Genomic DNA, 26,283 nt, shown 5'->3' on the forward strand with positions numbered 1-26,283 from the left:
CGGGGACCAAACACCTAGTTCGCGAGATCGTCCACGGTCGCCGCCTCGTTCCTGGACAGGTTGATGCCCAGGTTCGCCGCCGCACGCTCGAGGTCCTCGTCGTCGCCGTCGCGCATCTCGATGGCCGCGCCGTCGGAGGACAGCACCTCCACGTTGAGGCAGAGCGACTGGAGCTCCTTGAGGAGCACCTTGAACGACTCGGGGATGCCGGGCTCGGGGATGTTCTCGCCCTTGACGATGGCCTCGTACACCTTCACGCGGCCGACCACGTCATCCGACTTGATGGTGAGCAGCTCCTGCAGCGTGTATGCCGCGCCGTAGGCCTGCATCGCCCAGCACTCCATCTCACCGAAGCGCTGGCCACCGAACTGGGCCTTACCGCCGAGCGGCTGCTGGGTGATCATCGAGTACGGACCGGTCGAACGCGCGTGGATCTTGTCGTCGACCAGGTGGTGCAGCTTGATGATGTACATGTAGCCGACCGAGACCGGGTACGGGAACGGCTCGCCGGAACGGCCGTCGAACAGGGTCGCCTTTCCGTCGGAGCCCACCATCTGGTCGCCGTCGCGGTTCGGGAGGGTCGAGCCGAGCAGACCGGTCAGCTCGTCTTCCTTCGCACCGTCGAACACCGGGGTGGCGATGTTGCTGTCGGCCGGGGCCGAGAGCATCTCCTCGGGCAGGTTCTCCGCCCATTCCGGACGGCTGCCGTCGCCGGCGATCTGCACGTTCCAGCCGGTCTTGCCGATCCACCCGAGGTGGGTCTCCAACACCTGACCGATGTTCATACGACGCGGGACGCCGTGGGTGTTCAGGATGATGTCGACCGGGGTGCCGTCGGACAGGAACGGCATGTCCTCCTGCGGGAGGATCTTGCCGATGACGCCCTTGTTGCCGTGGCGGCCGGCGAGCTTGTCGCCGTCCTGGATCTTGCGCTTCTGGGCCACGTAGACGCGGACCAACTCGTTGACACCGGGGGGCAGGTCGTCGTCGTCATCGCGCGAGAACACGCGGATGCCGATGACCTTGCCGTTCTCACCGTGCGGAACCTTGAGGGACGTGTCGCGGACCTCGCGGGCCTTCTCACCGAAGATCGCGCGCAGCAGGCGCTCCTCCGGGGTCAGCTCGGTCTCGCCCTTCGGCGTGACCTTGCCGACCAGCACGTCGCCATCGCGGACCTCGGCACCGATGCGGATGATGCCGCGCTCGTCGAGGTCGGCGAGGACCTCGTCGGAGACGTTCGGGATGTCGCGCGTGATCTCCTCGGCACCGAGCTTGGTGTCGCGGGCATCGATCTCGTGCTCCTCGATGTGGATCGAGGTCAGGACGTCCTCTTCCACGAGGCGCTGCGACAGGATGATCGCGTCCTCGTAGTTGTGGCCCTCCCACGGCATGATCGCCACGAGCAGGTTCTTGCCCAGCGCCATCTCACCGGCTTCGGTGCAGGGACCGTCGGCGATGACCTGGCCGGCCTCGACCCGCTCGCCCTCGTCCACGATCGGACGCTGGTTCGCGCAGGTGCCCTGGTTGGAGCGGGCGAACTTGCGCATCCGGTAGGTCTTACGGCTGCCGTCGTCCGCCATCACGGTGACGTAGTCGGCCGAGACCTCCTCGATGACACCGGTCTTCTCGCTGACGACGACGTCGCCGGCGTCGACCGCCGCGCGCAGCTCCATGCCGGTGCCGACCAGCGGCGACTCGGAACGGACCAGCGGCACGGCCTGACGCTGCATGTTCGCGCCCATCAGGGCACGGTTGGCGTCGTCGTGCTCGAGGAACGGGATCATCGCGGTGGCGACGGAGACCATCTGCCGCGGCGAGACGTCCATGTAGTCGACGTCCGCGGCCGGGATCAGCTCGACCTCGCCGCCCTTGGTGCGGACCAGGACGCGATCCTCGACGAAGCGACCGTTCTTGTCGACCTTGGCGTTGGCCTGGGCCTTGACGTGGCGGTCCTCCTCGTCGGCGGTCAGGTAGTCCACCTGGTCGGTGACCTGGCCGTCGACGACCTTGCGGTACGGGGTCTCGATGAAGCCGAACGGGTTGACCCGCGCGTACACCGACAGCGAACCGATCAGGCCGATGTTCGGGCCCTCAGGGGTCTCGATCGGGCACATGCGGCCGTAGTGCGACGGGTGCACGTCTCGCACCTCGAGGCCGGCGCGCTCACGGGACAGACCACCGGGGCCGAGCGCCGACAGGCGACGCTTGTGGGTCAGGCCCGACAGCGGGTTGTTCTGGTCCATGAACTGCGACAGCTGGGAGGTTCCGAAGAACTCCTTGATCGCGGCCACGACGGGACGGATGTTGATCAGGGTCTGCGGCGTGATCGCCTCGACGTCCTGGGTGGTCATCCGCTCGCGGACCACGCGCTCCATGCGGGACAGGCCCACCCGGATCTGGTTCTGGATCAGCTCACCCACCGTGCGCAGACGACGGTTGCCGAAGTGGTCGATGTCGTCGACCTCGACCGGGACCTCGACGCCGTCGGGCGCCGTCATCACGGTGTCGCCGGCGTGCAGACGCACCAGGTACTCGATCGTCGCGACGATGTCTTCCTCGGTGAGGGTCGACGCGGTGATCGGCAGGCCGTGGTTCAGGCCCAGCTTCTTGTTGATCTTGTAGCGACCCACGCGGGCGAGGTCGTAGCGCTTCTCCTTGAAGAACAGGTTCTCCAGCAGGGTCTGCGCGCTCTCCTTCGTGGGCGGCTCGCCCGGACGCAGCTTGCGGTAGATGTCGAGCAGCGCCTCGTCGGTGCCTGCCGTGTTGTCCTTCTCCAGGGTGGCCATGAGGATCTCGGAGAAGCCGAAGCGCTCCGTGATCTGCTCGGTGGTCCAGCCGAGGGCCTTGAGCAGCACGGTGACGGGCTGACGACGCTTGCGGTCGATGCGGACGCCGACGGTGTCGCGCTTGTCGACGTCGAACTCCAGCCACGCGCCGCGGCCGGGGATCACCTTGACGCTGTGCAGGTCCTTCTCGGTGCCCTTGTCCACGGAGTGGTCGAAGTACACACCCGGGGAGCGGACGAGCTGCGAGACGACGACGCGCTCGGTGCCGTTGATGATGAAGGTGCCCTTGTCGGTCATCATCGGGAAGTCACCCATGAAGACCGTCTGGCTCTTGATCTCGCCGGTGTTGTTGTTGATGAACTCCGCGGTGACGAACAAGGGCGCCGCGTAGGTCATGTCCTTGTCTTTGCACTCATCGGTCGAGGCCTTGACCTCGTCGAAGCGCGGGTCCGAGAACGACAGTGACATCGATCCCGAGAAGTCCTCGATCGGGGACAGCTCGGTGAGGATGTCCTCCAGACCGCCGGTGACACCGCCGTCGCCGCGGGCGGCAGCCCGCTCACGCCATGCAGGCGAACCGATCAACCATTCAAAAGAATCCGTCTGTAGATCAAGTAGCCCTGGAACTTCGAGAGGTTCGCGAATCTTCGCGAACGAGACCCTCTTCGGGGCTCCGGGGATTCCGGCATTTGCCTTGGTCTGGCTAGAGACTGCCAAGATGCGTCCTTCCAGCACCTCACGCGGGCCGCTCGTGCTGCGCGACCGCCGCTGTATCTGCTTCTTCATGTGGGGCGAATTCGCTGGTCACGACCCGAACGAAACTCGCCAACAGACGCAGGAAGCGATCGCTTCACAGGCGGTGAGGTGGAGAGGTGGACAGGAGGCAGCCAGCGCAACGTCCAAAGGTACCCGAAGTCGACGCAGAATACAACTGGACAGGGCAGCCGACTCGGCGCCCACGCCTGGTGTCCGTGCAATCCTTCGCGCCCGGTGCCTCCATTTGCGCCGGCGCGTACTTGCTCGGACTCGCTCCCGCAGAAGGAGCGATCTCGCATGTCTCGCCACTAGAGTGACGCCTCAACCCCGCCGCGTCAAGACACGACCCGGCGATTTGCCCCGCAGTCCCCTCCGGGACACCCGATCGGGCGCCCGCTCAGCGGTCCCGGATGTCCGTGATCAGCCAGTCGTCGCCGGACTTCTCCATGGTCACCGACAGCGGCCCCTGGGCGCTGCCCTGCGCCGCGCCGTCGTTGGTGGCGCTCACGTTCATGCTGGCCACGAGCTCGGCGCGATCCTCCGACAGCAGCTTCACGCCGATGTCGGTCACCTCGGCGTTCGTCGCGGTCTTCGTCTGGATGACGGCGTCCTTGGTGACGGCGGCGGTCCGGTCGAACTCCTCGCGCATGGCGTCGCTGAGCACCGCCCGAGCGTTGTCGAAGTCCTGCTCGACCGTGTCGAACTTGTAGGTGTAGAGGGTCTGGATCGCGTTCTTGGCGTCGGCGGTGACCTTCGAGGTCTCCGCGGTGTCGACCCACGCCTGGTTCGAGACGTCGGCGCCGGGCCGGAACGCGGCGAGGAGCGCGAAGGCGCCGAGCCCCAGTGCCACCAGGCCGATCGTCGCGACCCGCTTCCAGCCGGCCCTGACCGCCTCCTGATCGACCTCGGCCTCGGGAACGGCGTCCGAACCCGCGTCGGCCGCGCCCGACGCGCGGGGGCGCAGCGAGCTGGTCCGGTTGATCGCCTTCGGGGCCTGCTCCGGCTCCGGCGCGGTCACGACGCCCTCGCCCTCGCCCTGGACCTCCGCAGCGGAGGACGAGACCTCCGGCTCGGCCGCACCCTTCTGGGCCGGCACTGTCTCGGCGGCCACGGGCACGGCGTCGGAAGCGCCGACGGTGCCCGGATCAGGTGCCACGACCCGAGCCTCGGCCTCCGGTGAACTCGTGGACGCGGCGGCCTCGGGTTCGCTCACGGCCGCGCGGGCCGAGGCGGGCCCGGTGCCGGCCACGCGAGGGCGACGCCCCTTGGGCGGCGGCGTGCTGATGGTGCGACGACGTGGGGGCACTGTTCGATACTCCTTAGATCTTCCGCTGCCGGAGCTGCCGGTCGGTCGGGCCCTACTGCCCCGGCGCGGGAGCGGGCGCCGGGTTCTCTGCCGGCGCCGGGGCGGGTGCGGGTTCCTGGGCCGGGGCCGGGGTGCCGGGGTCCATGGCCAGCGGCGGGCCGACGTTCTCGACCTTCGAGGCCTTCCACACCCCGTCGACCTCGGTCAGCCCGATCCGCATCGTCACCTTGACCTTGTTGGTCGGCTGGTTCGGCCACGTGGTGGTCGTGGTGAGCACGACGAGCGAGTCCGCGGTGCCCTCGTCACGGCTGATGCCGGTGAGTGCGGCATCGAGCACCTGCGCCTCGCTCTTGGCACCGGTCTGCTTGACCTGCTCGGCCATCTGGTCCTTCGTCTCGGCGAGCGCCTCGAGCATCTCGTCGCCGGTGATCGACGACTCCATGTTCGCGAAGGTCTGGTCCAGGTTCGCCGAATCCACTGTGTTCAGGTTGATCGCCGCCTGCCGTGCCCCGGTCAGCGCATCGTCGCGGGCGGTGGCCGCCGGCTTCTCCGAGAACAGGGCCTGTCCCCAACCGAACCCGAACCAGACGGCGGCCACGAGGGCCCCGATGGCGAGCACACTCACCGCAGCGAGAACAGGCTTCAGCAGTTTCGTGCTACGCATCACGTTTTCTACCCTACTACTTGGTAACTTCTGCTCGGCTCCGCCGGAACGGCATCACTTCGGGGTGATGCCCAGCAACGGCGCCAGCTGCGTCGCGATCGGGTTGAGGTTGAGCTTGTCCGGATCGACCTTCGGCTTGTTGTCCCACGGCTGCGGTGTCTCCGGGTCCGCGTACACGATCCGGTTGGCGCTGCGGACGCCGGTGACGCTGCCGAGCGGCGTGGTGCAATTTGCCTGCATGTTCAGCGGGAACTCGTCGCGGGTCGGGTCGAAGTCGGGGTTCTCCCGCTTCATCTGCGCGAGGATCTCGTGGGTGCCCTCGTAGCCCTGGGTGCACGGCGGCGGGTTGTTCGTCTCGAGCAGCAGTCCCTGGTGCAGGGTGCCGTCGCCGGGGGCCGCGGTGCTCGCTCCAGCCGCGAGCCCCGGCAGGAACGTCAGCAGGATGTTCAGTGCGAGGGTCCGCGGACCGAGTGCCGCCGTCACCAGCGCCAGGTTGTCCAGGTCGGTGGTCAGGGCCGGCCCGGCCGAGTCGATCAGCGATCCGACCTCGTCGCTCGCGGCGGTGCCGGTCTCGATGAGCCGGCGCAGATCCGGATCGCTGGCCCGCAGCTGGGCCGTCACCAGGTCCAGGTCGGCGCTGAACTGGCGGATCGCGGAGGACTGCGCCGACTGGGTGTCGAGCACGGTCCGGGTGTCCCGGATCAGCGTCAGCGTCTGCGGCAGGTTCTCGATCCCATCCTTCGAGAGGGAGTTCAGCGAGTCCACCAGCACCTGCAGGTCGTCACCCTTGCCGTTGAAGGCCTTGCCCAGCTCGGTGACCGTGGTGTTGAGCGCCTTCAGGGGCACCGAACGCACCAGCGCGTTCGTGCTCGACAGCACCTCCTCGACCGGGACCGGGATAGCGGTGTTCTGGCGGGCGATCACCGAACCGTCCTCGAGGTAGGGGCCCTCGTCGCTGGTCGGCTGCAGATCCACGTACTGCTCACCGATCGCCGACCGGTTCGCCACCACGGCCTTCGCCGAGGACGGGATCTTCGGGGCGCTGGTGTTGATCTTGAGATCGACCAGCACGCCGTCGTCGGTCAGGTGCAGGTCCCCCACCGAGCCGACCGGGACGCCGCGGTAGCTGACCTCGGCGTTGGTGAAGATGCCGCCGGAGTCGGCGAGATCCACCTGCACCGTGTACTGCCCGAAGCCGAGCAGGTTGTCGAGCCGCACGTACTTCGCGCCGACATACAGCAGGCCGAGGATCGCGACGAGCGCGAACGCCACCAACTGATAGCGCACCAGAGCAGATCTCATCGGCCACCCACCCCCAGCTGATCGAGCAGGCCCTCGAGCGGAGTCGCGGGCTGATCCTTCTTGTCATCCACCGGTTCGGTACCGGGTGGCACCGGGGCGCCAGGAGCTGGCGCCGGCCTCGGCACGATCGGCGGCAGCGGGAGGATCGAGACCGTCGGCCACCCGGGCCGCGGGCCGTTCCCGTTGTAGTACGGGTTCGACGGGTCCACCTTCGGCACGTACCCGCCGTATCCCGGCGGCGGCGGGACGTACACCGGGTCCGGCATTCCGACGCCGAGCGCCTCGAACTGCTGGCCGAGCTGCATGTCCAGCGACAGGAACAGGTTCATCGAGTTGCCGTGGATGACCTTCTCCGCGCCGTCCGGGAACGGGAACGTCGGGATCAGCGGCAGGACGGTGACCAGGTCCTCGCTCGAGTCCGCGAGCGCCTGCAGGGTCGGCCGCAGGGCACGCAGGTCCGCGATCAGGTTGTCCTTGGACTGCACCAGCACATCGGTGCCGACCTGACCGAGCCGATCCAGTTGCGTGAGCATCTGGATGAACTGCGGTCGCTGCTCGTTGAGAACCTGCACTGCGGGCGGGATCTCCTCGAGGATCTTGCCGATCTGGTCGGTCTGCTCGTTGACCCGGCCGGTGAGGGTGTCCAGCCCGTCGAGCGCCCGGGTGATGTCGTCGCGCTGCTTGTTCAATCCGTCGATCAGCGTGTTGGCCTGCTCGAGCAGACCGCGCGCCTTGGACTCGCGCCCGTCCAGCGCGACGGTGAGCTCGTGGATGATCGGCTGCAACTGGGCCACCCCGCCGCCGTTGAGCAACAGGGACAGCGCACCGAGCACCTGCTCGATGTCGGTGGCGTGGCGGGTCCGGTCGACGGGGATCGTCGACCCGTCCGTGAGCCGGGCGGCGTCGGCGTTGACGGGCGGGGCCTTGAGTTCGATGAACTTCTCGCCGAGCAGGCTGGTCTGCTGCACGGAGGCCAGCGCGTTCGCGGGCAGATCGACGGTGGAATCGACCACCACCTCGACGGCAGCCGTCCAGCCGTCGTTGGGGACATCGATGCTCTGCACGCGGCCGACCGGGACACCGTCGACCTTCACGGTGGACTGTGGCACCAGGTCGAGGACGTCGTCGAACTCGACCGTCAGGTGCATCGGGTCGCTGCCGAGGTCGGCGCCGCCGGGCAGCGGGATGCCGTAGATGCCCTTCGACCCGCAGCCCACGACGGTCAACGCGACAACGCACGCGCCTACACCGACCACGACCGAGCGCTTCACTGATCGCTCCTGCATCACTGGCCACCCCGCGGGATGTTCTGGTCGCTGAGGCCAGGGGCCTGCGAGTTTCCGAGTCGAGGCGAGATGGTGCCGGGGACCGTGCCGGGCGCCGACGGCCGCTGCAGGTTGTCACCGCTGAGGATGCCGAACGGCAGATTCAACGTCGGCGTCTTCACGCCCGCGGTCACCTGGTCCATGATCCCCTTGCAGTTGTCGATGAGCGGGCGCATCTGACGACCCAGCGCGTCGAACTTCGGGTCTCCCGGCATCAGCTTGCCGAGGTCGATCAGCTTGCAGAGCGTCCCGAACGGGTCCTGGGTCTCCGGCAGGTTCACCCGCGACGCCAGCGTTCCGGACTCCGCGTCGTACGAGTTCACGACGTTGCTGATGGCCAGCGGCAGGGTGGTCAGTGCATCGACCAGGTCCTGCCGGTTGTCCGCGAGAGTCTGGGTCACCTGGACCAGCCCCTCGGCGTTGCTCGTGACGGCGTCCTTGTTGTCGCGGACGAACACCGCCACGTCACCGAGCGCGAAGGACAGCTGGTTCAGCGCGTCGCCGAGGTTCTGCCGCTCCCCCGCCAGGAAGCCGCTGAGGTCGGAGAGCTGAGTATTGAACTGGCGCACCTGCTCGTCGTTGGCGGCAAGGGCGCTGACGAACGTCTGCAGGTTCCGGATCGTCTCGAACAGGTCGCCGCGGCTGAGGTTGAGGGTCTCCGCCGCCTTGGACAGCTCGGTGATGGTGGCGCCGAGCGCCTCGCCATTGCCGTCGAGGTTCCTCGCCGTGGTGTCGACGAACTCGGACAGCGCGCCGTCCTGGTTCGCGCCCTCGGGCCCGAGCGCCCTCGCCAGTTCGTCGATGCTCGAGTACAGCTGGTCGACCTCGACCGGGGTCGCGGTCCGCTCGCGGGGAATGGTGGACCCCGAGGCCATCACCTCGCCGCCCGAGTAGGCGGGGGCGAGCTGGATGTACCGGTCGGACACCACCGACGGCGTGATCTGCGCGGCCTTGGCACCCTCCGGGATGTTCACACCGCGGTCGACGCGCATGGTCACCTTGACCTGGTCACCCAGCGGCTCGACCTCGTTTACGGAGCCGACCTTCACTCCCAGCACCCGGACGTCCGAGCCGTCGTAGATGCCGACCGACTTGTCGAAGTACGCCGTGATCTTGGTGGTGCCTGCACGGGTGAGTAGCCACCAACCGCCGAATCCCACCACCAGCAGCCCCACCAGAAACAGGGCGGTGGCAATGATCTGGCGGCTGCTGAATTTCTGCAGCCGCCCCGAGCTCACGCCGGTCATCAGTTACCCCCAATGGTTCGAACGGGATCGCGGTAACCCGGGATGAGCGGGAGCGCGGGCGGCGTCAGGTTCACGACCACCTGGTCGAACCAACGACCGTTGCCGACGATGTTCGAGTACAGCCGTGTGAACGGTGCGTACAGCTTGATCGCCCGGTCCAGGTTGTCGTTATTGTCCTGCAGGATCTGCACCACCCCGCGGAGCTGTTCGAGCGCGGGACCGATCTGTGCCTCGTTCTCCGCGACCAGCCCGGTCAGCTGCTGCGAGAGCCGCTTGGTGCCGGCGAGCAACTGGGAGATGGACTGCTGACGGCTGTTCAGCTCGCCGAGCAGCAGACCGGCACTGCCGATCAGCTGGGTGAACTCGGCGTTGCGGTCGGCCAGCACCTTCGAGGTGTCGGCGGTCGCGGCGAGGAGCTTGCGCAGCTCCTCGTCGCGGCTGCCGATGGTCTCCGACAGCCGGGTCACCCCGTCGAGCGAGGCCCGGATGTCCGCGGGTGTCCCCGAGAACGCATCCGAGAGCGTCTCCATGCTCTGTGCGAGCTGCGGGACGTCGATCGCGTCCAGCGTGGTGGTCGCGTCCCCGAACGCGTCGAGCACGTCGTACGGGGAGGTGGTGCGCTCCAGCGGGATGACGTCCTTGGCATCAAGGGTCTCGGATCCGCGGGGGTCGAGCGCCAGGTACTTCTGCCCGAGAATCGTCTTGATCTGGATCGACGCGGTGGTCTGATCACCCACCCAGGCGTCCTTGACCTTGAAGGCGACCTCGACCTTGTCACCGTCGAGCTCGACGGCGGTCACCTTGCCGACCTTGACGCCCGCGATGCGGACCTCGTTGCTGGGCTTGAGCCCGGCGGCCTCGGTGAACTGGGCCCGGTAGGTGGCGCCGGCCCCGATCAGCGGCAGGTCGTCGAGGAAGAACGCCGACATCGTGGCGAGCAGCACCACCACGATGCCGAGCGCACCGATGGTTGCCGGGCTACGACGTTTTCTCACTGGCCTGCCCCGTTCGCCGAGCACCGCGGTGCGGAGTTGGTGTAAATCGGCTGGTTGACCGTCGGCAGTCCGGTCGGCAGGTTGAGGTACGGCGACTGACCGGGACCCGCGACCACGTCGATGCCGCACAGGTAGAACTGGAACCACGACCCGTAGCTCGCGATGCGACTGAGCTTGTCCAGCTTCACCGGCAGGGTGGTCAGGATCTTGTTCACCTCGTCGCTCTGCGCGTTCAGCGTGCCCGCCAGCGTGTTCAGCGCGGACACCGAGCCCTGGATCGACGGCCTCGTCGGCTCGAGCACGTCCGCGGTCGCATCGGTCAGCCCGGCGAGCGAGGTCACCGCGCTCCCGACCACGCCGCGGTCGTTGGCCAGTCCCGTGACGAGCTGCTGGGTGTTGACGATCAGCGAACTCAGCTCGTCGTCGTGCTGGTTGACGGTGTCGAGAACCCCGTTGAGGTTGTTGATCACGTCGCCGATCACTCGGTCCTTGTCCGCGATGGTGTTCGTGAGGCTGGCCGTGTTGCGCACCAGCTCCGAGATCGTGCCGCCCTCGCCCTGGAACACCTGGATGATCTGGAACGACAGCTTGTTCACGTCGTCGGCGCTGAGCGTCTGGAACAGCGGCCGGAAGCCGTTGAACAGGGTCGTCAGGTTGACCGCGGGATTGGTGCGCTCCAACGGGATGGTCGCCCCGCCGGTCAGCTTCATGCCCTGTGCACCCTCACCCTGTTCCAGCGCGATGTAGCGCTGGCCGACCAGGTTCCGGTAGCGGATGGTCGCGGTCGAACTGGCCGGGAGCCAGTCGCGGTCGGTCAGCGAGAACTGGACCTCCGCTTCCCGCTCGTTCACGATCGCGATCTTGTCGACCTGGCCGACCCGCACGCCCGCGATGCGGACCTCGTCGCCCTTGTTGAGGGAGGCGACGTCCGTGAAGATCGCGTTGAACTTGGTGCCGCCGCCGCCGCTGGTGTTCGCGATGGTCAAGGCGAGCGTCGCGGTCGCCACCACGGTGACGACGGCGAAGACGATGAGCTTGATCAGGGGAGCCGCGAGACCTCTCATCGGACACTCACCTCCGTTCCCCTCAGTGCCGGCGCGCCCAACAGGGTCGCCCAGCCGGGTACCGCCTCCGGCAGGGTGCCGGTGCCCTCCCCGTAGATCACTGCCAATGTGTCCTGCTCGAGTGTCGATCCGGTGTATCCGGCGGGCGTGTTCTGCCCGGCCGCGGGGCTCGGGATCATCGAGTACTGCGGTGCGGCAGGCGACGGCACGTACGCGGGGCCGGGGTTACGCGAGGGCACCTGGTAGGAACCGTCGTTGTACGAGCCGCCCGGATACTGCCCGAACTTGTAGCCGGGTTCCGCGGGCGTGTAGCACTTGGCACCGCGGGTGTCGAAGAGCCGGGGCTCGTCCTGGTTGGGCAGGTAGCGCCCCTTCGGGTTGACGAACACCGTGGCCGCGCGGGCGCCCGGGTGGTCCTTGAGGCTGCCGTCCGCGTTGAGCCCGAGGATGTCGCTCGCGCTCTTCACGATCGGGACGAACTGCGCGAAGGTGCACCCGAAGGTCGGCGACGCGGCCGCCAGGACCTCGAGGGCCTCCCGCGAGTCCGCCGCGATGGAGATCAGCGAATCCTTGTTGGCCTCCAGGAAGTCCGCGGTGCTGCCGCCGGTCGCGGTCAGCGAGGACATCAGAGTCCGGATCTGGTTCTGCTGCTGGACCACGGTCGCGCCGGTGGTCCGCAGGTTGTCGAACGCATTGATCAGCTCGGGAGCGGCGTCCGCGTAGGTCTGCGAGAAGTCCGCGAGACCGCGCAGGCCCTCCTGCAGGTTCGGCAGCTCGGTGTTCACCCCGGCGAAGATGGTCTCGAGTCGCTCGATGCTCAGCCCGATCTCGTTGCCCCGCCCGGCCAGCGCCTGCGACAGTGCACCGAGGGTGTTGGCCAGGTCCTGCGGCGGGACCGCCTGGAGCAGCGGCAGCAGCCCGTCGAGCAGTTCGCCGACCTCGATCGCGTTGCCGCTCTTGTCCTGGAGCAGGGTGTCGCCCTGGGAGATCGGGGCGGCGGTGTCGCCGGGAGGAATGATCAGCGAGACGTACCGCTCACCGAACAGTGTCTTCGGCAGCAGCCGCGCCGTGGCATTGGAAGGGATCAGTTCAGCCTTGTCGGGGTCGATCGCCAGGACCGAGGTGACCTTGCCGTCCTCGGTCGAGGCGGAGCGCACCTCGCCCACGATCAACCCGCGCACCTTGACGTCCGCGTGGTTGGGCAACGAGTTGCCGACCGTGTCGGTGACGAGATTGACCTTCACGACCTCCTTGAACGACTTGTTGTACATGCCGATCGTGAACACCAGGAACAACGCGAGAACGAGGAAGAAGGCCAGGCCCAGAATGCGTCGGCGCAGCGCCGAACCACCGTTGGTCATCCGGCCACCCTCACTGTGGTCGTGGTGCCCCAGATCGCGAGGCTGAGGAAGAAGTCCAGCACCGCGATCGTCACGATCGCGGTCCGCACGGCCCGGCCCACGGCCACGCCGACGCCTGCCGGTCCGCCGGAGGCGTTGTAGCCGTAGTAGCAATGGATCATGATCAGCACGAACGCGAAGACCAGTACCTTGCCGAATGACCAGAGGACGTCCGCGGGCGGCAGGAACAGGTTGAAGTAGTGGTCGTAGGACCCACTCGATTGACCGTTGAAGACGGTGTTGATCATTCTCGACGCCAGATAAGCCGCCAACAGGCCGACGATGTACAGCGGCACGACCGCGACGAACCCGGCGATCATCCGGGTGGAGACCAGGAACGGCACGCTCGGCACGGCCATCACCTCGAGGGCATCGATCTCCTCCGAGATGCGCATGGCGCCGAGCTGGGCGGTGAAGCCACAGCCGACCGTCGCCGACAACGCGAGGGCCGCGACGAGCGGGGCGATCTCGCGGGTGTTCACGTATGCGGACAGGAAGCCGGTCAGCACGGAACTACCGAGCTGCTCGAGCGCCGCATACCCCTGCAGACCCACGACGACGCCGGTGAATCCGGACATCATCACGATGACGCCGATCGTGCCACCGATGACGGCGAGCGCACCGCTGCCGAAGGTGACTTCGGCGAGCAGCCGGAGCACCTCCCGGCCGTAGTGCGTGAGCGTCCGCGGAATCCAGCCGATTGCCCTCGCGTAGAAGGACATCTGGTCGCCGGCGCGATCGAGAACGTTCAGTGGCGCGCGGGTCACCTTGCGCGCACGCATCAGTGTCCGGTCGCCGCGACCCTTGGCGATCGTCATCGGTTATGCCCCCTTGGCAGGAACGATTTGCAGGTACACCATCGTCAGGATCAGATTGGCGAAGAACAGCAGCAAGAAGGTGATGACAACCGTCTGGTTGACTGCCTCGCCAACGCCCTTCGGCCCTGGGTTGGGGTGCAGGCCCTTGTAGGCCGCGACCACGCCCGCGATGACGCCGAACACGGCGGCCTTCGCCTCCGCGATGTAGAGATCCGGCAACTGCGCGAGCGCGGAGAACGAGGACAGGTAGGCGCCGGGGGTACCGCCCTGGAGGATCACGTTGAAGAAGTACCCGCCCGCGATGCCGACCACCGAGACGAGCCCGTTGAGCAGCACCGCGACCAGGATCATCGCCAGCACGCGGGGGACCACGAGGCGCTGGACCGGGTTGATGCCCAGCACCTCCATGGCGTCGATCTCCTCACGGATGGTGCGCGAACCGAGGTCGGCGGTCACCGCCGAGCCGGCCGCACCGGCGATCAGCAGGGCCGTCACGATCGGACTGCCCTGCTGGATCACGGCCAGCACGCTGGCCGCACCGGTGAAGGACTCGGCGCCGAGCTGCTTGATCAGGGATCCGGTCTGCAGTGACACGACCGCGCCGAACGGGATCGCGACGAGCGCCGTCGGCAGGATCGTCACACTCGCGATGAACCAGGCCTGCTCGATGAACTCCCGGAACTGGAACGGCTTCCTAAACGTGTTCCGCACGACGTCGACGAAGAGCTGGAAAATCAACCCGGCCTGTGTCAACGCGGCCGTCAGCGGACTGAGCAGCGTGGCTTTGGTACCCCCCACGCGCGTGTTACCCGCGTCCCCAGGTGGACGTCTCCAGGCCGGAGTCGTCGTATGCGGGAATCACCTGAGTGTTGTCTTCGGTGTCGAGGCTCTCCTGGATCGCGACCTGGGCGTTGTGGGGCAGCGTGTGCATGATCCGGCGGACGCGCTCCTGACGGCGGGCGACCGCCTGGCGGAACGGCATACCGGGGGTGGCCCGCATCTGCGGGACGATGCCCTCGACGTCGTCGACGCCGCCGTGGTGGTGACCCGCATCGACCATCGCCTGCTCCTGGGCCATCTGCGCCTCGTCCTTTTCCTCGGACATGCCGATGGGACCGAGCATGCTGCCGTTGAGGAACTGCTTGACCACCGGCTCGTCGCTGGTAAGCAGCACCTCGCGGGGTCCGAACATGACGAGTTCCTTGCGGAACAGCATGCCGATGTTGTCCGGCACGGTGCGCGCGAGGTTGATGTTGTGCGACACGATGAGGATCGTCGCGTCGATCTGCGAATTGATGTCGATCAGCAGCTGGCTGATGTACGTCGTGCGCACCGGGTCCAGACCGGAGTCGGGCTCGTCGACGAGGATGATCTCGGGGTCGAGCACGAGCGCCCTGGCCAGCCCGGCACGCTTGCGCATACCGCCGGAGATCTCACCGGGAAGCTTGTTCTCGGCACCGATGAGTCCGACGAGCTCCATCTTGCCCATCACGATGTTGCGGATCTCGGACTCGGACTTCTTGGTGTGCTCACGCAGCGGGAAGGCGACGTTGTCGAAGAGATTCATCGATCCGAACAGCGCACCGTCCTGGAACAGCACGCCGAACATCTTCCGGATCTCGTAGAGCTCACGGCTGGAGCACTCCAGGATGTCGGTCCCGTCGATCACGATCGAGCCGCGCTCCGGACGGAGCAGACCGATCAGCGACTTCAGGAACACAGACTTGCCCGTACCGGACGGGCCGAGCAGGGCGGTGACCTCTCCCGGGGGGAGCGTCAGGGTCACGTCCTGCCAGATCTTCTGCGAGCCGAACGACTTTGTGAGTCCCTCGACTACTACCTCTACTCCCACCGAAAACCTCCACGCTTTTCGACACGTCTACCCAATGTGGGTTGGGTCACTCTATCGCATCGAAGTGGTACCTGTGACTCCAAATGCTACTGGTGAGTAGGGTACGGGGGAAATCGATTCCGCGCAAGACCAATTTAGGCCGTCTGACCTGCGCAGATACACCGAATTTCACTGAACGAGCGTCCAATCTTCGGGGCCGGTCGAGACACCGATCCGGGCGCGCCGCCCGAGCACCAAAAAGGGCCGTCCCCCTTGCGGGGAACGGCCCTTCTGTCGAGCGTGAGCGCTGCGTTGTTACGCGGCGGTCTTACTTGACGGAGATGGTGGCGCCTGCAGCCTCGAGCTTCTCCTTGGCGGCGTCGGCCGCGTCCTTGGCAACCTTCTCGAGGATGGCCTTCGGCGCGCCCTCGACGAGGTCCTTGGCCTCCTTCAGGCCCAGGCCGGCGACGACCTCACGGACGACCTTGATGACCTGGATCTTCTTGTCGCCAGCCGACTCGAGGACGACGTCGAACTCGTCCTGCTCGGACTCGGCCTCAGCGGCGGCGGCCGGGGCACCGGCGGCGGCAACGGCGACCGGAGCGGCGGCGGTGACCTCGAAGGTCTCCTCGAACGCCTTCACGAACTCCGAGAGCTCGAGGAGGGTGAGCTCCTTGAACTGGTCCAGCAACTCTTCGGTGGTGAGCTTCGCCATGATGGCGGTCCTTCCTGTAAGTCCCATGTCGCTGATCCGCGACGAAGTGGGAGGGGTTTGTTACGCGATACGCAAGACCTCATGCGCCCACCAGGCGGTGGACACGGCCTCGTGCGGATCAGCTTTCGGCTGCGGAGCCTTCCGCGGCCTTCTTGTCCTGCAGCGCAGCGGCCAGGCGGGCCATCTGCGAGGCGGGGGCATTGAACAGGCCTGCGGCCTTTGCCAAGTTGCCCTTCATCGCGCCGGCGAGCTTGGCCAGCAAGATCTCGCGGGACTCGAGGTCCGCGATCTTGTTGACCTCGTCCACGGACAGCGCATTGCCGTCCATGTAGCCGCCCTTGATGACAAGCGCCTTGTTGTCCTTCGCGAAGGCCTTGATGGCCTTCGCAGCGTCAACCGGCTCGCCCTTGATGAACGCAATGGCGGTCGGTCCGACGAACAGGTCGTCAAGGCCCTCGACGCCCGCCTCTGCGGCGGCGCGCTTGACCAGGGTGTTCTTGGCGACGGAGTAGGTTGCGCCTGCTCCGAGCGCGCGTCGCAGCTGCGTCAGGCTGGTCACCGACAGACCACGGTATTCGGTGATCACGGCGGCAGTCGAACCCTTGAACTGCTCAGTGATCTCCGTGACTGCGGAGACCTTTTCGGGCTTTGCCATACTTCGCCTCCTCTCGTGACATCGTGTTGGTGCACCCTCGGGATGCGGCCGTGACAATGCAAAACGCCCCGGTGCAGGCACACGGGGCGTCACGAAGAGATCCGGACCCAGCTCACGCTCAGGCCCACCACTCCCCTACCTCGTCCTCCTGCGTGGGCCGTCGGGCAATGTCCCGAACCTTCAACCGATGCCTCGCGGCATCGGTGACCAACGGTCTTGGGTAGAACTTCTTGGGGTGAACTCGAAATAGTTCGAACTCTTCACGAGAGAGTACCGGAACGGCCGTGACCATCCAAAACGAGAGCCGCCACAGGCGGGAAACGTGACGAGCGACACAAAGTGTCCGCGTGAGTGACCGACAATACCCAACATGACTGTTATCTGCAGTTACACATAGCGGTAGCGTCACAACCCATGACCACGCTGGAACGCACCAACCCACCCGACACCAGGGTCGAGCTGATCCCCTCACGAGCGCGGCGATTCGCGGCACTCGCGGTGATCTGCCTCGCGGAACTGCTGGTGGTCCTCGACAACACCATCGTCAACGTCGCACTGCCGTCCATCGGCGTCGAACTCCACACCGGGGTCAGCGGGCTCCAGTGGGTGGTCGACGCCTACACCCTCACGTTCGCCGGACTGCTGCTGGCCTGCGGCAACCTCGGCGACCGGTACGGCCGCCGCCGAATCATGATCATCGGCCTGATCGGCGTCGGCGTGATGTCCGTGGCCGGCGCCAACGCCGAGACCCTCGGTCAGGTCATCGCCGCCCGCGCCGCCATGGGGGTGTTCGCCGCCGCGGTCTTCCCCGCCACCCTCGCCCTGATCATCAACATCTTCACCGACGCCCGCGAACGCGCGCTGGCCATCGCCGCGTGGACCGCCATGGCCGGATTCGCCATCGCGATCGGACCGATGTCCGGCGGCTGGCTGCTCGAGCACTTCTCGTGGCACTCGGTGTTCTGGATCAACGTCCCGGTCGCCGCCGTCGCGATCATCGCCACCCTGCTCCTCGTCCCGGAGTCGCGGGCGTCGCGGGTCGGTCGCCTCGACCCCGTCGGGATCGCACTGTCGATCGCCGGCATCACCCTGCTGGTGTGGTCGATCATCGAGGCACCCCGCTACGGGTGGCTCACCCCGGCCACCCTCGGCGGTATCGCGGTCGCGGTCGTGCTCCTGCTCGCCTTCGTGTGGTGGGAGCTGCGCACGACGGCCCCCATCCTCGACATGCGCCTGTTCCGGAACCGCCGGTTCTCGCTGCCCGCGCTGGCGATCGCCGTCGGGTACTTCTCGATGTTCGGCTTCCTCTTCCTCATCACGCAGTACTTCCAGGGTGTCCGCGAGTACACGCCGCTCGAGTTCGGCATCGCCTCGTTGCCGTTCGCGGTCTCCGTCGCGGTCGGCGCCCCCATCGCCACCCTGCTCGCCCAGCGCATCGGCACCACCGCCGTCATCGTCTTCGGCCTGCTCCTGACCGGACTCGGCCTCTACCTCGGCGGACTCGTCGACGTCGACAGCAGCTACCTCACCGACGTGCTGCCCTCCATGGTCTCGATGGCGCTCGGCCTCGCCATCGTCCAGGGGCCGGCCACCGAATCGGTCATGTCCTCGCTCCCCCTCGACGAGGCCGGCGCGGGCTCCGCGGTCAACGACACCACCCGCGAGATCGGCGGCACCCTCGGCGTCGCCGTGCTCGGCTCCATCGTCGCGTCGTACTACTCGACGAAGATCTCACCGATCATCGACCGGGTTCCCACCATGCTCATGAACGACGACGAGAAGGGTTTCGCGCGGGCGACCGTGCTCAGCGTCCTCGAGATCCGCAAGCGCGAGATCCCGGCGATGGTGGAACCCCAGCGCGAGACCCTCATCATGACCATGAAGGCCGCCGTCCTCGAGGGCTCGCACGCGGCGTCCCTCGTCGCGACGGGCGCGGTCGTCGTGTGCGCCGTCGTCGTCGCGCTCTTCCTGCCCTGGGCCCCCGCCCGCGGCGAGTCCGTGCTGATGGGTTGGCGCACGAAGAACTGACGGGCCCCCGACAGACGACAAGGCCGGTACGGAGGAATCCGTACCGGCCTTGTCGGTGTCGACGTGTGGTCGAGCGGTCTTACTCTGCAGCATCCTCGAGGAGGTTGCGGGTGCGGTTCGGGTCCACCGGGATGCCCGGTCCGGTGGTGGTCGAAACCGTGACCTTCTTGACGTAACGGCCCTTCGCGGAGGACGGCTTCGCACGCAGGATCTCGTCCAGCGCGGCGCCGTAGTTCTCCACCAGCTTGGCGTCGTCGAAGGACGCCTTGCCGATCACGAAGTGCAGGTTGGCCTGCTTGTCGACGCGGAAGTTGATCTTGCCGCCCTTGATGTCGTTGACGGCCTTGGTCACGTCGGTGGTGACCGTGCCCGTCTTCGGGTTCGGCATCAGGCCACGCGGTCCGAGGACGCGGGCGATGCGGCCGACCTTGGCCATCTGATCGGGGGTCGCGATCGCGGCGTCGAAGTCCAGCCAACCGCCCTGGATGCGCTCGATCAGGTCCTCGGCACCCACCGCGTCCGCGCCGGCGGCCTCGGCCTCGGCGGCCTTCTCGCCTGCGGCGAACACGATCACACGGGCGGTCTTACCGGTGCCGTGCGGGAGGTTGACGGTGCCGCGGACCATCTGGTCCGCCTTGCGGGGGTCGACGCCGAGTCGAACGGCGACCTCGACGGTCGCGTCCATCTTCGTGGAGGAGGTCTCCTTGGCCAGCTTCGCAGCCTGCAGTGGGCTGTAGAGCTTGGTCTGGTCGACCTTCTCGGCGGCGGCGAGGTACGCCTTGCTGCGCTTTGCCATGTGTTCTGTCCTTACTAACGGTTCAGTTGTGGTTTCGGGCCTGGCCGGCCCTCCCACGCGATCTGGAGGTGCTTAGCCCTCGACGGTGATACCCATCGAGCGTGCGGTGCCGGCGATGATCTTCGCGGCCTGCTCGATGTCGTTCGCGTTGAGGTCTTCCTGCTTGGTCTTCGCGATCTCGCGCACCTGGTCCATGGTCACCGTGGCGACCTTGGTCTTGTGCGGCTCGCCGGAGCCCTTCTGCACGCCTGCGGCCTTGAGCAGCAGTCGCGAGGCGGGCGGGGTCTTCAACTTGAAGTCGAAGGTCCGGTCCTCGTAGACGGAGATCTCCACGGGGATCACGTTGCCGCGCTGCGACTCGGTGGCCGCGTTGTAGGCCTTGCAGAACTCCATGATGTTCACGCCGTGCTGACCAAGCGCGGGACCCACGGGCGGTGCAGGGTTAGCCTGACCGGCCTGGATCTGAAGCTTGATGAGCCCGGCGAGCTTCTTCTTCTTGGGGGGCATCTTTCGTTCCTAATTTCTTGGGTGTGTCTTGCTACTGCAGTGCAAGTTTGTGGCTAGATCTTCGCGACCTGCGTGAAGGACAGCTCGACCGGCGTCTCGCGACCGAAGATCGACACGAGGACCTTGAGCTTCTGCTGCTCAGCGTTGACCTCGCTGATGCTGGCGGGCAGCGTCGCGAACGGGCCGTCCATGACGGTGACCGACTCGCCGACCTCGAAGTCCACCTCGATGAGGGGCTTCGCGACGGCGGCCGCGGCTTCACCGGTTGCGGCGGCAGCGGCGACGGGCTTCTTCGCGCCCTCCTGCGGCATCAGGAACTTGACGACCTCGTTGATGGTCAGCGGCGACGGACGCGAGGTCGCGCCGACGAAGCCGGTGACGCCGGGCGTGTTGCGGACCGCGCCCCACGACTCGTCGTTGAGCTCCATCCGGACCAGGATGTAACCGGGCAGCACCTTGCGGTTGACCTGCTTGCGCTGGCCGTTCTTGATCTCGGTGACCTCTTCGGTCGGGACCTCCACCTGGAAGATGTAGTCGCCGACGTCCAGGTTCTGCACGCGGGTCTCGAGGTTGGTCTTCACCTTGTTCTCGTACCCGGCGTACGAGTGGATCACGTACCAGTCGCCGGGGGCTCGGCGCAGCGCGGCCTTCATCTCGGCGACGGGATCGACCGGCTCCTCGGAGTCGGCGGCGATGGCCTCGTCTGCGGAAGGGGCTGCCTCCTCGACGGGAGCGTCGGCCTCGGGAGCAGTACCCTCGCCGAGGACTGCGGCGTCAGCGGACTCCGCGGCGACCGCGTCATCGGCAACATGCTCTGCGGCTGCAGCCTCAATTGCGTCGTTCTCGGGGGTGCTCACTGGCGCACTCGCTTCCTCTCATCATGTTCGGTGTCCGGCGTCAGCCGAACAACCAACTGACGCCCTTGATGAACGCCAGGTCCAATCCACTGATGAACGCCACCATGAAGGTCACGAACACCAGCACAACGGTGGTGTAGGTGATCATCTGCTTGCGGTTAGGCCAGATCACCTTCCGGAGCTCCGCGATCACCTCACGCAGGAACTTCCTCAGGCGCTTGAAGAGATTCTCCTTGCGCGGCTTCTCCGGCTTGGCCTTCGTGGCCAAGGGAGTGCCTGCGACCTTCGCGGCCGGCGACTCGGTCGCGGCGGCGGTGGTGCGACGACCCGGACGCTTTCCAGTCGGCCGAGAGGCGACGGGAGCTGAATCACTCGCGCCGGCCGCAGTGGCGTCGACGTCCGGGGACCCCGCCGCGCTGTCGGCCTTTCCGCGATCCTCGCTCACCGTCGTTCCTCTCAGTCGCTGACATCCGGGGCAGGGGCGACAGGACTTGAACCTGCAACCTGCGGTTTTGGAGACCGCTGCTCTGCCAGTTGAGCTACGCCCCTCTGGTTGACCGACGCGTCCGGATCCTCATGATCCGGACCGATCAACCGATCCGTGACCACACAACACGCGCGCCACCCTCAGCGGCCCGAACGGGCACGTAGGGCAGCGCGCAGCGCTGAGTGATCCCAGAAATCTCAGTGTACTTCACGGTAGTCGAACAAACCCAATCGGCCGGTTGCTCAGCCGAAGCGGACGGTCGCGGTGGCGCGACCGAAGATCTTCTTGTCGTCCACCTTGGCGACGATGGCGACCACTGCGGAGCGGGTCTCCTCGTCGACGGACTTCACCTTGCCGGTGAGGACGATCTCGGCACCCTTGCCGTCGTTGGGCACGACGACAGGGCTGGTGAAACGAACGCTGTACTCGGTGACCGCACCGGGATCGCCGAGCCAGGAGGTCACATAGCCGGCACCGATGCCCATGGTGAGCATGCCGTGCGCGACCGCGCAGGGAAGGCCGAGCTTCTGCGCCGTCGCGTCATCCCAGTGGATGGGGTTCGGATCGCCGGAAACGCCTGCGTACTGGATCAGATCGGACCGGGTCAGGGACACGATCTCTTCGGGCAGCTCCTGGCCGACGGAGATCTCCGTGAAGTCGCGAACGGACATCACTCGCCCTCCTCTTCGTGCCGGCCGACCAACGTGGTGTACGTGGTCTGCACCAACTGACCGTCCTGATCGGTGATCTCGTTGCGGGTCACGACGATGTCGCTGCCGCCCATCACGCGGATCGAGTCGACGTACACGTCACAGTAGAGGCGGTCGCCGACCTTGATGGGACGGTGGAAGACCAGACGCTGATCGGTGTGCAGAACGCGACTGAGGTCGAGCTCCACGTCCAGGGCCTTGAAGAACTCTTCCTGCGCGAGGAAACCGAAGACCGCGATGAAGGTGAGCGGGGCGACAAGGGTGTCGTAGCCGATCTTCCTGGCTGCGGCCTCGTCGCGGTAGACCGGGTCGTCGCTCTTGACGGCGCGCGCGTACTCGCGCACCTTCTCACGACCGACCTCGTAGTAGTCGCTGAACCTGTGATGCAGGCCAACGAGATCAGAACTCAGCTTCACCGAAACGCAACCTATCTGCTTGGGACGCAGCCAGGCCGGGAAGCCGGTGTCCGACCCCCTACTATCTCCGCGTCGACTCGAAGAGTACTAGCGCGACTCGCGGTGCGCCTGATGCGTTCCGCAGTTCGGGCAGAACTTCTTGATCTCGAGGCGATCGGGATCGTTGCGCCGGTTCTTCTTGGTGATGTAGTTGCGGTGCTTGCATACCTCGCAGGCCAAGGTGATCTTGGGTCGAACGTCAGTCGAGGCCACGGGATGCCTTCTTTCGGATAAATCTGATCGGGGTCAATCAGGGTGTGTTCTCTGGGTCCACTTGTGTAGCGATGGCCGGACTTGAACCGGCGACACAACGATTATGAGTCGTTTGCTCTACCAACTGAGCTACACCGCCTCGGTGCATCGGTGCCAGTCTATGGACACCCAATCCAGCGAGCCCCCTAACGGAATCGAACCGTTGACCTTTTCCTTACCATGGAAACGCTCTGCCGACTGAGCTAAGGGGGCATGCTTCCGCGCACTTCGTTCTTGCGCTGAAGCCTCCAAGAGATTACACAGCGGCGGGGCCGAGTACCAAACCCGCAGGTCAGGAGCTCTTTCCATCCGTGTAATCAACGAGTCCCGGCGAGCTCGCGCTCACCGGGACCCGGGTGTGGCAGGTGTAGGATTCGAACCTACGTAGGCATAAGCCGACGGATTTACAGTCCGCTCCCATTGGCCGCTCGGGCAACCTGCCTGGTGTCATCCAGGTCCGATCCGGGGCCTCCCGGGTCTTCACTGGCGCGGACAGAGAATACCTCTACCGGGGCGGGTAAATGCAAACCGTGTGGTTATCGTGGGGTTCTCACGCGCGTACGCAGGCACGCGCACGATGAACAAGGAGTTGCCGTGGCGGATTCGTCCTTCGATGTGGTGAGCAAGGTTGACCGACAGGAAGTGGACAACGCCCTGCACCAGGCGGCCAAGGAGCTGTCGACGCGCTTCGACTTCCGCAACACCGGCGCGAGCATCGACTGGTCCGGCGAGGAGGCGATCACCCTGACGGCCGACACCGAGGAGCGGCTGCTGGCGGCGCTCGAGGTCTTCAAGGAGAAGCTGATCCGCAGGGACATCTCGCTCAAGGCCTTCGACGCGGGTGAGCCCGCACAATCGGGCAAGATCTACAAGCTCAGCGGGACCCTGGTCCAGGGCATCACCACCGAGAACGCGAAGAAGATCTCGAAGAAGATCCGCGACGAGGGCCCCAAGGGCGTCAAGGCGCAGATCCAGGGCGACGAGCTTCGTGTCAGCAGCAAGAAGCGCGACGATCTGCAGGCGATCATCGCGCTGCTCAAGGGCGAGGACTTCGGCATCGCGCTGCAGTTCGTCAACTACCGCTGATCACCTGAGCACGCGTCACGGGGGACCGCTGCGGCCGCAGCGGTCCCCCGTGACATATCAGCGAACAACCTTGTCCCACAGCAGAATCCGTCACTCGGGCAGCCGGCGGCCGGCCATCTTCTCCAGGCGGTCGATGCGGTCCGCCATCGGCGGGTGGGTGGCGAACAGCCGACTCATCTTGTCGCCGGCCCGGAACGGGTTCGCGATCATCATGTGCGATTGCGCGGCGATCTTCGGCTCCGGCGGCAGCGGGGCGGCCGCGACCCCGCGTTCGAGCTTGCGCAGCGCCGACGCCAGTGCCAGCGGGTCCCCGCTGAGTTCGGCCCCCGACTGGTCTGCCTGATACTCCCTCGAGCGCGAGACGGCCATCTTCACCACGGAGGCCGCGATCGGTCCGAGCAGCGAGACCAGCAACAGCGCCAGCGGATTGGGCCTGCCCTCGCCGCGGCCACCGAACATCGACGCGAACATCGCCATGTTGGCCAGGCCCGAGATCACCGCGGCCATCGCACCCGCGACCGAGGAGATCAGGATGTCGCGGTTGTACACGTGCGAGAGCTCGTGGCCGAGCACGGCCCGCAGCTCCCGTTCGTCGAGGATCTGCAGGATGCCGCTCGTACAGCAGACCGCCGCGTTGCGCGGGTTTCGGCCGGTGGCGAAGGCGTTGGGTGCGGCCGTCGGACTGATGTAGAGCCGCGGCATCGGCTGGTGCGCGGTGGTCGCCAGCTCGCGCACGATCTTGTAGATGACCGGCGCCTCGACCTCGGTGACGGGCTGCGCGTGCATCGCCTTGAGCGCCAGCTTGTCGCTGTTGAAGTACGCGTAGCCGTTCATCCCGACGGCCAGGACGACCGAAAAGATGAGGATGGCGCGGTTGTTGAACAGCGCCCCGATGAAGACGATGAGCGCGGACATCCCCACCAGCAACGCAAAGGTCTTCAACCCGTTGGAATACCGATGCACGTCGGGCCCCTTCTCTCACGGAACACTCAGTTAATCAACGAAAGAGCCCGGAGCGACGTTCCCTCACACGCGGCGCGTCGGCGAGTCACACGGACCCGACGCGTGACGCTACCGTCAGCCGACCCGCGCGATCGTGTAATCGACGAGTCGGCCCAGGGCATCGTTGGCCGGCCCCTGCGGCAGCCCGGCGAGCTGCGCGTGTGCCGACTGCGCGTACTCCGCGAGCTTCGCCTTGGCCGCCGCCATGCCAGGGGAACGCTCCAACAGGACCAGTGCCTCCGCGACGGCGTCGTCGTCGGTCACCGGACCGTCGAGGAGCACCCGCAGCCGATCGGCGTCGGGCCCCTCCTCGCGCAGCGCGTAGAGCACCGGCAGGGTGTGCACCCCCTCGCGCAGATCGGTGCCGGGGGTCTTGCCGGACTGCGCGGCGACCGAGGAGATGTCGATGATGTCGTCGGAGATCTGGAAGGCCGTGCCCACCGCATCGCCGAGGCGCTCGAGGCGGACCACGTCCTCGGCGCTCGCCCCGGAGAACGTGCCTCCGAACCGGCCACACGCCGCGATCAGCGATCCGGTCTTCTCCCACACGACCTTCAGGTAGTGCTCGACGGGATCCTGCTGCTCCTTGACGCCGATGGTCTCCCGCATCTGCCCGGTGACCAACTCGGCGAAGGTCTCGGCGATGATCCGCACGGCCTCCGGCCCGAGCGTGGACACCAACCGGGAGGCGTGGGCGAACAGGTAGTCGCCCGCCAGGATCGCGATCGAGTTCCCCCATCGCGAGTTCGCGCTCGGGGCCCCGCGGCGCATCGTCGCCTCGTCCATCACGTCGTCGTGGTAGAGCGTGGCCAGGTGCACCAGCTCGACCACGGTGGCCGCGGTGACGGTCGCCGGATCCGTCGGATTGGGGCCGAGCTGCGCCGTCAGCAGGGTGAACAGCGGCCGGAACCGCTTACCGCCGGCCTTCGCCAGGTGCAGCGCCGCCTCGGTGAGGAAGTCCTCGCCGTCCGAGAGCTCACTCACCAGCAGGCTCTCCACCTCGGTGAGCCCCCCACGCACCACCTCGGCCAGCGCCGGATCCCCCAGATCCACGCCGGCAACGACCGTGCCCATCGCTTCGCTCGTGCTCACGATCTCAGTACCCATCCCGTCTCGCGTGATGCCCAGCAACCGATGCCATAACTGTCACGGTAGTGAACCTATCGGGTTCGCGGCCCGTCGGGCCGACCACAGCGGTCGGCCCAGGCCTGAGAAGATACTGGGGTGGTGCCCACGCCT

25 protein-coding genes and 4 tRNA genes are annotated in these 26,283 nt (G+C 66.5%); 2 read left to right on the forward strand and 27 right to left on the reverse strand.

The genetic code is table 11. The features are described 5' to 3' along the window. Positions 1-14 precede the first annotated feature (14 nt). The 14 genes from rpoB to rplJ all read right to left on the reverse strand — a co-directional run bounded on the left by rpoB (position 15) and on the right by rplJ (position 16,864). Entirely contained in the window at positions 15-3,521 is a 3,507-nt protein-coding gene (gene rpoB / locus ACFQS9_RS14795) for a DNA-directed RNA polymerase subunit beta (protein WP_378406517.1), read from the reverse strand. Between the two features lie 418 nt (positions 3,522-3,939). Then, positions 3,940-4,848, reverse strand: coding sequence for a hypothetical protein (locus tag ACFQS9_RS14800; protein WP_378405912.1), 909 nt, complete (start codon positions 4,846-4,848; stop codon positions 3,940-3,942). 52 nt (positions 4,849-4,900) lie between these two features. Beyond that, positions 4,901-5,512, reverse strand: a complete 612-nt coding sequence (locus ACFQS9_RS14805) for a hypothetical protein (protein ID WP_378406519.1) — start codon at positions 5,510-5,512, stop codon at positions 4,901-4,903. Positions 5,513-5,566: 54 nt separating this feature from the next. After that, positions 5,567-6,814 carry an MCE family protein gene (locus tag ACFQS9_RS14810; protein ID WP_378405913.1) on the reverse strand — a complete coding sequence of 416 codons (1,248 nt, stop codon included), beginning with the start codon at positions 6,812-6,814 and terminating at the stop codon, positions 5,567-5,569. Then, a complete protein-coding gene (locus ACFQS9_RS14815; RefSeq protein WP_378405915.1) occupies positions 6,811-8,085 on the reverse strand; it encodes an MCE family protein in 1,275 nt (424 codons plus the stop codon). Before ACFQS9_RS14815 ends, ACFQS9_RS14810 begins: the two co-directional genes overlap by 4 nt. A 14-nt stretch (positions 8,086-8,099) precedes the next feature. After that, positions 8,100-9,386 (reverse strand): MCE family protein, encoded by a 1,287-nt coding sequence (locus ACFQS9_RS14820; RefSeq protein ID WP_378405917.1) that lies wholly within the window; start codon positions 9,384-9,386, stop codon positions 8,100-8,102. Further along, positions 9,386-10,381 (reverse strand): MCE family protein, encoded by a 996-nt coding sequence (locus ACFQS9_RS14825; protein ID WP_378405919.1) that lies wholly within the window; start codon positions 10,379-10,381, stop codon positions 9,386-9,388. Before ACFQS9_RS14825 ends, ACFQS9_RS14820 begins: the two co-directional genes overlap by 1 nt. Then, on the reverse strand, positions 10,378-11,445 hold the full coding sequence (locus tag ACFQS9_RS14830; protein ID WP_378405921.1) for an MCE family protein: 1,068 nt from the start codon (positions 11,443-11,445) through the stop codon (positions 10,378-10,380). Before ACFQS9_RS14830 ends, ACFQS9_RS14825 begins: the two co-directional genes overlap by 4 nt. Further along, a complete protein-coding gene (locus ACFQS9_RS14835) occupies positions 11,442-12,806 on the reverse strand; it encodes an MCE family protein (protein WP_378405923.1) in 1,365 nt (454 codons plus the stop codon). Before ACFQS9_RS14835 ends, ACFQS9_RS14830 begins: the two co-directional genes overlap by 4 nt. Next, the gene (locus ACFQS9_RS14840) at positions 12,803-13,663 is read right to left on the reverse strand and encodes an MlaE family ABC transporter permease (RefSeq protein WP_378405925.1); all 861 of its coding nucleotides are present in this window, start codon (positions 13,661-13,663) and stop codon (positions 12,803-12,805) included. Before ACFQS9_RS14840 ends, ACFQS9_RS14835 begins: the two co-directional genes overlap by 4 nt. Positions 13,664-13,666: 3 nt before the next feature. Then, a complete protein-coding gene (locus tag ACFQS9_RS14845) occupies positions 13,667-14,461 on the reverse strand; it encodes an MlaE family ABC transporter permease (protein WP_378405927.1) in 795 nt (264 codons plus the stop codon). A 7-nt stretch (positions 14,462-14,468) separates the two neighbouring features. Next, a complete protein-coding gene (locus tag ACFQS9_RS14850; RefSeq protein ID WP_378405929.1) occupies positions 14,469-15,515 on the reverse strand; it encodes an ABC transporter ATP-binding protein in 1,047 nt (348 codons plus the stop codon). 307 nt (positions 15,516-15,822) lie between these two features. Further along, positions 15,823-16,209: a 50S ribosomal protein L7/L12 gene (rplL, locus tag ACFQS9_RS14855; RefSeq protein ID WP_027500660.1), complete on the reverse strand. Its 387-nt coding sequence runs from the start codon at positions 16,207-16,209 to the stop codon at positions 15,823-15,825. A gap of 118 nt (positions 16,210-16,327) precedes the next feature. After that, the gene (gene rplJ, locus ACFQS9_RS14860; RefSeq protein WP_027500661.1) at positions 16,328-16,864 is read right to left on the reverse strand and encodes a 50S ribosomal protein L10; all 537 of its coding nucleotides are present in this window, start codon (positions 16,862-16,864) and stop codon (positions 16,328-16,330) included. 414 nt (positions 16,865-17,278) lie between these two features. On the opposite strand from rplJ, the gene ACFQS9_RS14865 reads away from it, so the two are divergent. Next, positions 17,279-18,892: an MFS transporter gene (locus ACFQS9_RS14865; RefSeq protein WP_378405932.1), complete on the forward strand. Its 1,614-nt coding sequence runs from the start codon at positions 17,279-17,281 to the stop codon at positions 18,890-18,892. A gap of 79 nt (positions 18,893-18,971) precedes the next feature. On the opposite strand, the gene rplA is transcribed toward ACFQS9_RS14865, so the two are convergent. From rplA to ACFQS9_RS14920, 11 genes are all read right to left on the reverse strand, one after another. Further along, positions 18,972-19,688, reverse strand: a complete 717-nt coding sequence (gene rplA / locus ACFQS9_RS14870) for a 50S ribosomal protein L1 (protein WP_378405934.1) — start codon at positions 19,686-19,688, stop codon at positions 18,972-18,974. Positions 19,689-19,760: 72 nt separating this feature from the next. Further along, positions 19,761-20,195 (reverse strand): 50S ribosomal protein L11, encoded by a 435-nt coding sequence (gene rplK / locus ACFQS9_RS14875; RefSeq protein WP_027500664.1) that lies wholly within the window; start codon positions 20,193-20,195, stop codon positions 19,761-19,763. A 53-nt stretch (positions 20,196-20,248) separates the two neighbouring features. Next, on the reverse strand, positions 20,249-21,052 hold the full coding sequence (gene nusG / locus ACFQS9_RS14880; RefSeq protein ID WP_378405937.1) for a transcription termination/antitermination protein NusG: 804 nt from the start codon (positions 21,050-21,052) through the stop codon (positions 20,249-20,251). Between the two features lie 40 nt (positions 21,053-21,092). Continuing rightward, positions 21,093-21,497, reverse strand: coding sequence for a preprotein translocase subunit SecE (gene secE / locus ACFQS9_RS14885; RefSeq protein ID WP_378405938.1), 405 nt, complete (start codon positions 21,495-21,497; stop codon positions 21,093-21,095). A 31-nt stretch (positions 21,498-21,528) separates the two neighbouring features. Next, a tRNA-Trp gene (locus ACFQS9_RS14890) sits at positions 21,529-21,601 on the reverse strand. A 180-nt stretch (positions 21,602-21,781) separates the two neighbouring features. Further along, entirely contained in the window at positions 21,782-22,210 is a 429-nt protein-coding gene (gene hadB, locus ACFQS9_RS14895) for a (3R)-hydroxyacyl-ACP dehydratase subunit HadB (protein WP_378405940.1), read from the reverse strand. Further along, positions 22,210-22,665 (reverse strand): (3R)-hydroxyacyl-ACP dehydratase subunit HadA, encoded by a 456-nt coding sequence (gene hadA / locus ACFQS9_RS14900; RefSeq protein WP_378405942.1) that lies wholly within the window; start codon positions 22,663-22,665, stop codon positions 22,210-22,212. Before hadA ends, hadB begins: the two co-directional genes overlap by 1 nt. 87 nt (positions 22,666-22,752) lie before the next feature. Continuing rightward, positions 22,753-22,917 carry a 50S ribosomal protein L33 gene (gene rpmG / locus ACFQS9_RS14905; RefSeq protein ID WP_027500669.1) on the reverse strand — a complete coding sequence of 55 codons (165 nt, stop codon included), beginning with the start codon at positions 22,915-22,917 and terminating at the stop codon, positions 22,753-22,755. 66 nt (positions 22,918-22,983) lie between these two features. After that, a tRNA-Met gene (locus ACFQS9_RS14910) sits at positions 22,984-23,056 on the reverse strand. Between the two features lie 40 nt (positions 23,057-23,096). Further along, positions 23,097-23,169: transfer RNA gene (locus tag ACFQS9_RS14915), tRNA-Thr, on the reverse strand. Between the two features lie 146 nt (positions 23,170-23,315). Continuing rightward, positions 23,316-23,398 (reverse strand) — tRNA-Tyr (locus ACFQS9_RS14920). Positions 23,399-23,550: 152 nt separating this feature from the next. Between ACFQS9_RS14920 and ACFQS9_RS14925 the strand changes: the two genes are divergently transcribed. Further along, entirely contained in the window at positions 23,551-24,042 is a 492-nt protein-coding gene (locus ACFQS9_RS14925; RefSeq protein WP_378405944.1) for a YajQ family cyclic di-GMP-binding protein, read from the forward strand. A gap of 90 nt (positions 24,043-24,132) precedes the next feature. Here ACFQS9_RS14925 and htpX read toward each other — a convergent pair whose 3' ends face one another. Next, on the reverse strand, positions 24,133-25,005 hold the full coding sequence (htpX, locus tag ACFQS9_RS14930; RefSeq protein WP_378405946.1) for a zinc metalloprotease HtpX: 873 nt from the start codon (positions 25,003-25,005) through the stop codon (positions 24,133-24,135). A gap of 114 nt (positions 25,006-25,119) precedes the next feature. Then, positions 25,120-26,151: a polyprenyl synthetase family protein gene (locus ACFQS9_RS14935; RefSeq protein WP_378405948.1), complete on the reverse strand. Its 1,032-nt coding sequence runs from the start codon at positions 26,149-26,151 to the stop codon at positions 25,120-25,122. Positions 26,152-26,283 lie beyond the last annotated feature (132 nt).

It is taken from the genome of Rhodococcus daqingensis (genome assembly GCF_042665615.1).
Lineage (GTDB): Bacteria > Actinomycetota > Actinomycetes > Mycobacteriales > Mycobacteriaceae > Rhodococcus_G > Rhodococcus_G daqingensis.

Coding starts and splice junctions, on each gene's coding strand:
- rplK (WP_027500664.1), bottom strand. CDS start 20,195: ATGCCCCCCAAGAAGAAGAAGCTCGCCGGGCTCATCAAGCTTCAGATC.
- ACFQS9_RS14830 (WP_378405921.1), bottom strand. CDS start 11,445: ATGAGAGGTCTCGCGGCTCCCCTGATCAAGCTCATCGTCTTCGCCGTC.
- rplL (WP_027500660.1), bottom strand. CDS start 16,209: ATGGCGAAGCTCACCACCGAAGAGTTGCTGGACCAGTTCAAGGAGCTC.
- ACFQS9_RS14805 (WP_378406519.1), bottom strand. CDS start 5,512: ATGCGTAGCACGAAACTGCTGAAGCCTGTTCTCGCTGCGGTGAGTGTG.
- ACFQS9_RS14820 (WP_378405917.1), bottom strand. CDS start 9,386: ATGACCGGCGTGAGCTCGGGGCGGCTGCAGAAATTCAGCAGCCGCCAG.
- hadB (WP_378405940.1), bottom strand. CDS start 22,210: ATGTCCGTTCGCGACTTCACGGAGATCTCCGTCGGCCAGGAGCTGCCC.
- rplJ (WP_027500661.1), bottom strand. CDS start 16,864: ATGGCAAAGCCCGAAAAGGTCTCCGCAGTCACGGAGATCACTGAGCAG.
- ACFQS9_RS14935 (WP_378405948.1), bottom strand. CDS start 26,151: ATGGGTACTGAGATCGTGAGCACGAGCGAAGCGATGGGCACGGTCGTT.
- rplA (WP_378405934.1), bottom strand. CDS start 19,688: ATGGCAAAGCGCAGCAAGGCGTACCTCGCCGCCGCCGAGAAGGTCGAC.
- ACFQS9_RS14865 (WP_378405932.1), top strand. CDS start 17,279: ATGACCACGCTGGAACGCACCAACCCACCCGACACCAGGGTCGAGCTG.
- ACFQS9_RS14810 (WP_378405913.1), bottom strand. CDS start 6,814: ATGAGATCTGCTCTGGTGCGCTATCAGTTGGTGGCGTTCGCGCTCGTC.
- ACFQS9_RS14835 (WP_378405923.1), bottom strand. CDS start 12,806: ATGACCAACGGTGGTTCGGCGCTGCGCCGACGCATTCTGGGCCTGGCC.
- ACFQS9_RS14840 (WP_378405925.1), bottom strand. CDS start 13,663: ATGACGATCGCCAAGGGTCGCGGCGACCGGACACTGATGCGTGCGCGC.